Source organism: Nocardia sp. NPDC004722 (genome assembly GCF_053601505.1).
Genome location: NZ_JBSGBY010000454.1, coordinates 1 through 7,027, shown reverse-complemented (window position 1 = coordinate 7,027; position 7,027 = coordinate 1). Strand labels below are relative to the sequence as shown.

Here is a 7,027-nt window from a genome sequence, read left to right as displayed (position 1 = left end):
GGACTGGCTCACGCATCCGGAACATGCCGTGTCCAAGGAGAAGGTGTATCAGGACAGCTGCGTGCGCCGGGCGCCGGCACGGAGTTCGACGGCTTCGCACCCACCAAGATTGAGAAGCTCGATGCGCAAACGGTGCGCGTGTGGCCAACCGATCCCATCAACCCCATCGTAGGCCACCTTTACCTACTGCGCCATTACACCTACGAAAAGCACGCCGTTGTCATGGACGGCAATTCCCATCTCTCGTTCCGCAACGTGAACATCTACACGTTTCCTGGCGAGGGATTCGTCACTGGCGGCGATCAGCATCACTTCGAGCTGGTCAATTGCCGCGTCGCTCCTCCAGCAAACGAGCGCCGTCCCATCACCACCACGGCCGACGGATTTCATGTCATGCAGTCGCAAGGTTTCATCCGGCTGGAGCAATGCGAGTTCAGTTTCATGGGCGACGACTGCGTGAACATTCACGACAATATCCACATGGGTGTCCGCCGCGTGGATGACTACACCCTGGTCGCAACTGACATCGTCGAATGGCAAAGTCCTTTCTCGGCTGGCGATCCAGTCGAGCTCCGCAACGCTGATCTATCGCCGACCGGCTTTACCGCCAAGCTGAAATCTGCCGCCGTGGACTCCGAGAAGAGCGAAGTCACACTGATCTTCAGCCAGAAGCTTCCCAGGCGCATCGCCGATGACGCCATTCTCTTCAATCGACGCTATGGTTCACACAATGTCATTGTTCGCAATTGCTACTTCCACGAGAATCGGGCGCGAGGCGTCTTGTGCAACAGCGCCGACTGGCTCGTCGAAGATAACCGTTTCTTTCATAACCAGTTCGCCGCCATGCTTCTGAAACCAGACGTGTCCCCGGGTCTCTGGGCAGAGGGCTTCGGCGCGCGCAACGTCATCATCCGGGGGAACGAGTTCGTGTCATCCAATTCCATGGGAATCGACGATGGACCAGTCGTTGAGTTAGGCGCGACGGTCCGCGGCGCCAGCACTGCGTATCCTCTGCTCGATGGAGTGTTGCTCGAGGAGAACAAATTTACAGAAATGTCGGGCCCCGCAGTAGCAGCCTCCTCGTTCAAGAGCCTGGTGATCAGGAAAAACTTCGTGACGAATCTCGAGGAGGCGCCGGTTGCGGAGAAGATGCGCGGCAGCATTCGCGCCGAGCTGGGAACCGACCTCTGGGTGGAAGGCAATGTCTGGACGACGCAGAAGGACATTGAAGCTCCCAGTCTCTTCTACGATGCCGACACCACACACTCGATCGTGTGCCGTGCCAACGAGCTAAAGAGTTAGCGTCAGCCCGGCGGAAGAAAACAACCTCGGATCATCCGTGGGGACTGCCCCCGGGCAGGTCATTGAGTCAACCGAACTCGGGGCAGTCCCTTCTCTCGGTGCCGCCACTACAGCGGCGGCGATGTATGCCGACGGACGTATCAAGGCAGGTATGGGTCTGGACGGTGGAGGCGTCGGACCGGTTGTCGAGGGCGGTCTGGATCGCCCCTTCCTCGTGGTGGGCACCGAGGGTAAGGGTGGCATGGCCACCAATGTTCTCCTACAGCAGTTTTGGTCGAATCTTCGCGGATGGCGACTCGGACTGACGCTGAAAGGTGCGGCCCACAACTCCTTCGGCGATGACGCTCAACTCATACCGATCGCATTACCGCTCGCGGGCATTTCGCCGGAGGAAATACGAGGAATGGTCGGCACCATCCCGCCCGATCGTGCGCTTGCCTTCCAACGAGCGTATCCAGTCGCCTTCTTCGACCAGCAGTTGCGGGGCGTCGGTCACCTGCTGGACGGGGCTTCTCCCAGGCCGATCGGTATGTTGCTCGGCCTGAGCGTGGTTGGCATTCGCGAGGGCAGGTAGTCGACGTAACCCGGTGTCCGCGAACATCTCTCGGGTATGAGGCGTCTAGAACGCTTGACGTTGTGACCTTGGTGCGAGCGGCCCCGCCGAAGTGGCGCAAAACGCCCGTGCAGCCAACCGATCGGTTTGTGAACAGGTACCTTAGTCCGCAGCGACCATGTGCTGCCACGGAGGGCGGGCCGACCAGCTCGAGAGCTTTGATCGTGCGCCGCACCCATCACGCACGCACCGCCATCGCCCCCTGAGCTGTGCCGGTCGGTCCGGAATCAGGTCTAATCGGCAGAATCAGCCGGTCGGTTGTAGGTATCAGGGGTGCGGGCGGAAGTCGTAATACGTTGGCAGGGGATGGCGGAGAACCGCCTTGCAGCGCGAGAGTCCTTGTCGCGCTTGCTGATACGTGAACCAAAGGTCGTCCAGCGAGTCTTCGCCTTCTCTGAGGTCCGCGATCGTCAGCGGAGCGTCGAGGAGCAGGCCGCACCGGTCCAGATCGCCGGTGGCCAAGGCGGTCTGAGCTTCTATCAGCTGAACGCGGCCGATTGCCCTGGTGTCGGGGGGGAGCGTGTCGATGATTTCCAGCGCTTCGGCTGGGTGTCCGGCGTCGCGTAACAGGCGCAGTGTCTCGATGGTCAGGTCGGTTTCGTCCGGTGCGAGGCGGTGTGCGGCGGTCAAGGCGCCAACCGCGGTGGACAAGTCCCCATTGAGTCTTGCCAGTTCGCCGAGGTGGCGCAGCGCCCACGGGGTGAGAGCGAGGTCGAGGGAGTCGGACCAGGCCTGCGCCGCGCCCGCCGTATCACCCTCGGCGTGCCGGGCCAGGCCCAGATGTAGCAGTGAGTGCCAGTCGGGCTCGTGGGCCTCCAGCAGGTGTCGCCAGATTGGTCCGGCAATGGCGGCGGCGGGCGGGTCGCTCACCGGCAGTCGGCCGGTCTGCACGAGACTCAGCCAGGGCTGTTGCTGGTCGGTCAGCGTGTCATTGGAGAACGGCAGCCCCGGGAGATCGGGCAGTGTTCCCGCATGGTGCTCCAGCGCACCCCAGCCGGATCCGACATGCAGGACCTTTTCTGGCTCGGTGTCCAACCAGGATCGGGCCTCTTGGCAGTCGGCGTCCAACCGGTGCCGGGGGATCAGTCGCTGCAGCGCGCCTTCGGTCTCGGCGCACGCTTGTGGCCAGGGGCAGTTGATTCCTTGGGAAGCGTCCAACAGACCGTATGCCTCCAGCCACGTCCACTGCGCACCGGCCGGTATCGGCACATGCTCCAATTGTGTTGTGGTGAGCCCGGCTTGGATTTCCAGATAGCGGGCATCGGGGCCGCTGAGCCAGCGCTGCCAGGTCTGTCCGCCCGGCCCCTCGCCCCAGCGAAATAGCTTGCGGCCGTGCAAGCGTCCGGTGGAGGTGTGCATGAGGCCGCGTCCATCGGCGTCCAGCGCGGCGATCCACGGCCGACGCCCCTCGGGGATGTCGAAGAAGAATTCGGCGGCGTTCTCGGGCGGGGTGGTGTTACCGTCCGCGTAGGGGATCCTGGTCAGGCAGCCGGTGTTGTCGAGGTGGTATGCATCGGTGGCGGGCACGAGCACCCGGGTGCCTTCGGTCTCTGGAACCGCGATATTGGACCACCAGTACGCCGGTACCGCGCGGTCGGACGGGTTGATCAGCCGGACATGGACGTAGAGGACGTCGGTATCGCTGGGCAGCCACGCATCCACTTGCATGATCAGTCCACGCATTCGCTCGAACTCGTACATCCGCAGCACCGGTGTGCCGTCGGGTCGCCGTACCGCCGCGGTGTGCAGCGGCGAGCAGGTGAGCGGCCAGTGGCCGGTGGTGCCGAGATTCCACTCCACGCCACCGGCCACCCAGGCGTCGCGCAGCGCCAGGTTGGCCGGTTGGAGAATGGGATTGCGATGCAGCAGTTCGCGTTTCGTCGGTTTGTGGACGAGCGACCACAGCCGTCCGCCCCAGTCGGGCAGGAACGTGGCCTTCAAGACCTCGTTCTCCAGCTCCACCGAGGGAACATCTCGTTCGACTCGGTCTCTGTCGTACCGGCTCTGCGATCCGTAGGGCAGCAGACTGTGCGGGCGGCCGTAGCCGAGATTGACGGCCAGCTGCCGGTCGGCACCGTCGAATCGAGGGGTCGCCTCCGTGACCCCGTGCAGGATCGGCAAGAGCGACTCGGCCGGATGTGCCGCGGCGGGAAGGCGGACGGTACTGGTCTGCAGCGTACTCATGTAAAAGCGGTCCTCAGGAGACGAATATCGGGCGTCGTGACCGGTCAGCCTCGCCAGGCGACGGCGGCCGGTCCGGTGACGCCGGGCGTGCAGACGAAGAGAGAGCCCGATAACGGGTAGGTGCTCAGAGCATCCTCGGAGAGCCAGCCGCGGGCGGTGGTGATGTAAAGGCGTTCGCCTACGAAGGCGCAACTGGTCGGGCGGATTGCTGGGACATGGACGACGGTGTCGAGGTCGCCGTCCGGGGTGTAACGGTGGACTACACCGCCGTCCCAGAGGGCCACCCACAACGCGCCGGTCTCGTCGATCCACATGCCATCTGGGTCGCCCGCGGTGATGGCGGTCAGCGCGCGGCGGGAGTGCGCGGCTCCATCGGTGAGCGTGTACGCGTCGATGCGGCGGGTTGGGGTGTCGACGTGGTAGAGAATTTCGCCATCCGGAGTCCAGGCCAATCCGTTCGAGACAGTCAAGCCGTCAAGGACGGGACTGTGCGTGTGGTCGGGGTCGAGGCGATACAGCGTGGCGGTGCTGGTGCTGTTCTGGGTCATGGTTCCGGCCCAGAATGCTCCGGACGGGTCGCATTTGCCGTCGTTGAATTTCAGGTCGCCAATCATCTCGGGGCTCGGCAGATCGATCCAGCCAGCTGTCTCGTCCCAGGTAGAGAAGGCGTGGGCGCGGGCGGCGATGAGCCCTCCGGAAGCGCGCGGGGCAACCGACCCGACTGGGACCGGTGAATAGACCGCGTTGTCCTGCCCGGTGTCGGGATTCCAGCGGTGGATGATGCCGGCGGTGAGTTCGACCCAGATCAATTCATGGCGGTCGGCATCCCAGGACGCGCCTTCGCCGAGTTCGGCGGGGGTCTCGACGGCGATGTCCGCGTGGAGGTGTCGTATACCTGCCGAGTTCATCGAAGCGATGCTCCATTTTCGTGGTCGAATAGGCTGAGTTGCGCCCGGTCCGGCAGGCCACGCCAGTCGCTGTGGCACCCGACCGCGAAGGCGCCGAGAATGCTGCCCCGGTGAAGGCGGTCCTGGGGATCGAGGCCATCGAGAACGCCGCTGAGATAACCGGCAACAAAGGCATCGCCCGCGCCGACAGTGTCCACGGCCTGGACGTCGTGGGCGGACACGTTGTAGGTCCGACCGGCGATCTGGGCGCTCGCGCCCTCGCCACCCCGGGTGATGACGAGCTCGGGAATCGTGGGCAACACGCTCGCCACATGGTCGAGCTCGTCCGTGCTGGCGAAAACGATATCGGCGCAGGCGGTGAACTCTGTCAGTACTCGCGCCGCTTCTCGCGCCGATGGCCAGAGACCGACGCGATAGTTGAGGTCGAACGAGATCGTCGTTCCGCCTGCCTGCGCATCGCGCACAGCGATCCATGCCGCATCCATGGCAGAGGACGAAAGAGCAGGAGTAATGCCCGTGAGGTGCAGGATCTTCGCCCCGGCGATCCGGCCACGGGGTAGATGCAGTGGGGACAGTCGGGATCCGGCGGAATCGGTCCGGTAGTAGGACGTGCGGGTGACGCGCCCGATCAGCGTCTCCTTGAGGATGACCCCCGTCGCGGCGGAGTCGTCGACGGCGCAATCAGCGATGTCGACGCCTTCGCCGCGCAGGGTTGCCGCGATCCGTGTGCCCAGGGCATCGGCGCTGAGGACGCCGAGCCATGCAGCCGAATGGCCGAGGCGAGCGAGGCCGACCGCGACATTGAATTCCGCTCCGGCAATGTCGAGTCGGGCCTGGTCGGCGTGGCGCAGCCCTTGATCGGTGGCAACCACGGCCAGCGCCTCGCCCATTAGGAAGACCTCCGTCATGGCAGGGCCTTCCGGAGCCGTTCGCAACGTTCGGCGATGTCACCGCCGGTAAGGGGGGATCCGAGGCCCACCGCGATCGACCCTGCGCCGAAATAGCCTGATATCTGGTCGATTTCAACTCCGCCGACGGGAACAAGTGGGATGTCGGGCAGGACGGCGCGCAACGCCTCGAGATACGCCGGGCCACCCAGTGAAGCGGGGAAGATCTTCACCGCGGTGGCTCCGCGCTGCCACGCCTCGAGCACTTCGGTCGGAGTAAAGGCTCCGCACAGGACCGGAACACCGAGCCGGTCGGCCTCGGCCAGGATCTCCGGGATGATCACTGGGGTGACCAGGTAGCTTGCCCCTGCCGCTACGACGTCGCGGGCGTTTTGCACCGAGATCACAGTCCCGGCGCCAACTGTGTCGAGTTCGGCAGCGCAGTCAGCGATGAGGTCGAGTGCCCCAGGGGTGTTGAGACTGATCTCCATCAGTCGGATCCCCTGGGTCGTCAGGTCAGTGACAATGGATTTGGCGCAATCGGAGGTTCGGGCCCGAACGATAGCCATGACCTGATGGGTGACTAGGAGTTGGAGCAGGTTCACCACTCGGCGAAGCTTCCGTCGGCATGCTTCCAGGACGGGTTGCGCCAGGCGTGACCCTTCTCGGCCGCACGGCGCACGGCCTTCTCGTCGACCTCGATGCCGAGTCCCGGACCCGTCGGCCGGTTGATGTATCCGTCGGTGAAGGTGAATACGGAGGTGTCGACCAGGTAGTCGAGCAGCTCCTCACCCGCCGGGTAGCCGATCTGCAGCGCCTGTTCCTGGATGAGGAAGTTGGGGATCGCGCAGTCGATCTGGAGCGAGGCCGCGAAGGTGATGGGCCCGAGCGGGCAGTGCGGCGCGATGGCGACGTCGTGGGCCTCGGCCATCGCCGCGATGCGCCGGACCTCCGAGATTCCACCGGCGTGTGAGAGGTCGGGCTGAGCGACGTCCAAGTGGGGGAGGACGTCGCGGAACTGCCACCGGGAGAACAAGCGTTCCCCTGCGGCGATTGGTATCGAGGTGGCGGCGGCGACCTCACCCAGATCGGCGGAGAATTCGGGAAGTAGGGGTTCTTCGACGAACAGCGGC

7 protein-coding genes are annotated in these 7,027 nt (G+C 64.4%); 2 read left to right on the top strand and 5 right to left on the bottom strand.

What is annotated here, in order from left to right:
* Both ACWELQ_RS33015 and ACWELQ_RS33010 read left to right on the top strand, forming a co-directional pair.
* Positions 1-1,302, top strand: a 1,302-nt coding sequence (locus ACWELQ_RS33015; RefSeq protein ID WP_452400954.1) for a right-handed parallel beta-helix repeat-containing protein, incomplete at its 5' end; no start/stop codon positions are given.
* Between the two features lie 121 nt (positions 1,303-1,423).
* The gene (locus ACWELQ_RS33010; RefSeq protein WP_452400953.1) at positions 1,424-1,876 is read left to right on the top strand and encodes a hypothetical protein; all 453 of its coding nucleotides are present in this window, start codon (positions 1,424-1,426) and stop codon (positions 1,874-1,876) included.
* 306 nt (positions 1,877-2,182) lie between these two features.
* Here ACWELQ_RS33010 and ACWELQ_RS33005 read toward each other — a convergent pair whose 3' ends face one another.
* The 5 genes from ACWELQ_RS33005 to ACWELQ_RS32985 all read right to left on the bottom strand — a co-directional run.
* Complete coding sequence (locus ACWELQ_RS33005) at positions 2,183-4,099, bottom strand: DUF5107 domain-containing protein (RefSeq protein WP_452400952.1); 1,917 nt, start codon at positions 4,097-4,099, stop codon at positions 2,183-2,185.
* 44 nt (positions 4,100-4,143) lie between these two features.
* Positions 4,144-5,007, bottom strand: a complete 864-nt coding sequence (locus ACWELQ_RS33000; RefSeq protein WP_452400951.1) for an SMP-30/gluconolactonase/LRE family protein — start codon at positions 5,005-5,007, stop codon at positions 4,144-4,146.
* On the bottom strand, positions 5,004-5,915 hold the full coding sequence (locus ACWELQ_RS32995; protein WP_452400950.1) for a sugar kinase: 912 nt from the start codon (positions 5,913-5,915) through the stop codon (positions 5,004-5,006). Before ACWELQ_RS32995 ends, ACWELQ_RS33000 begins: the two co-directional genes overlap by 4 nt.
* Complete coding sequence (locus tag ACWELQ_RS32990) at positions 5,912-6,499, bottom strand: bifunctional 4-hydroxy-2-oxoglutarate aldolase/2-dehydro-3-deoxy-phosphogluconate aldolase (protein WP_452400955.1); 588 nt, start codon at positions 6,497-6,499, stop codon at positions 5,912-5,914. Before ACWELQ_RS32990 ends, ACWELQ_RS32995 begins: the two co-directional genes overlap by 4 nt.
* Positions 6,496-7,027, bottom strand: a 532-nt coding sequence (locus ACWELQ_RS32985) for an enolase C-terminal domain-like protein (protein WP_452400949.1), incomplete at its 5' end; no start/stop codon positions are given. The genes ACWELQ_RS32985 and ACWELQ_RS32990, both read right to left, overlap by 4 nt.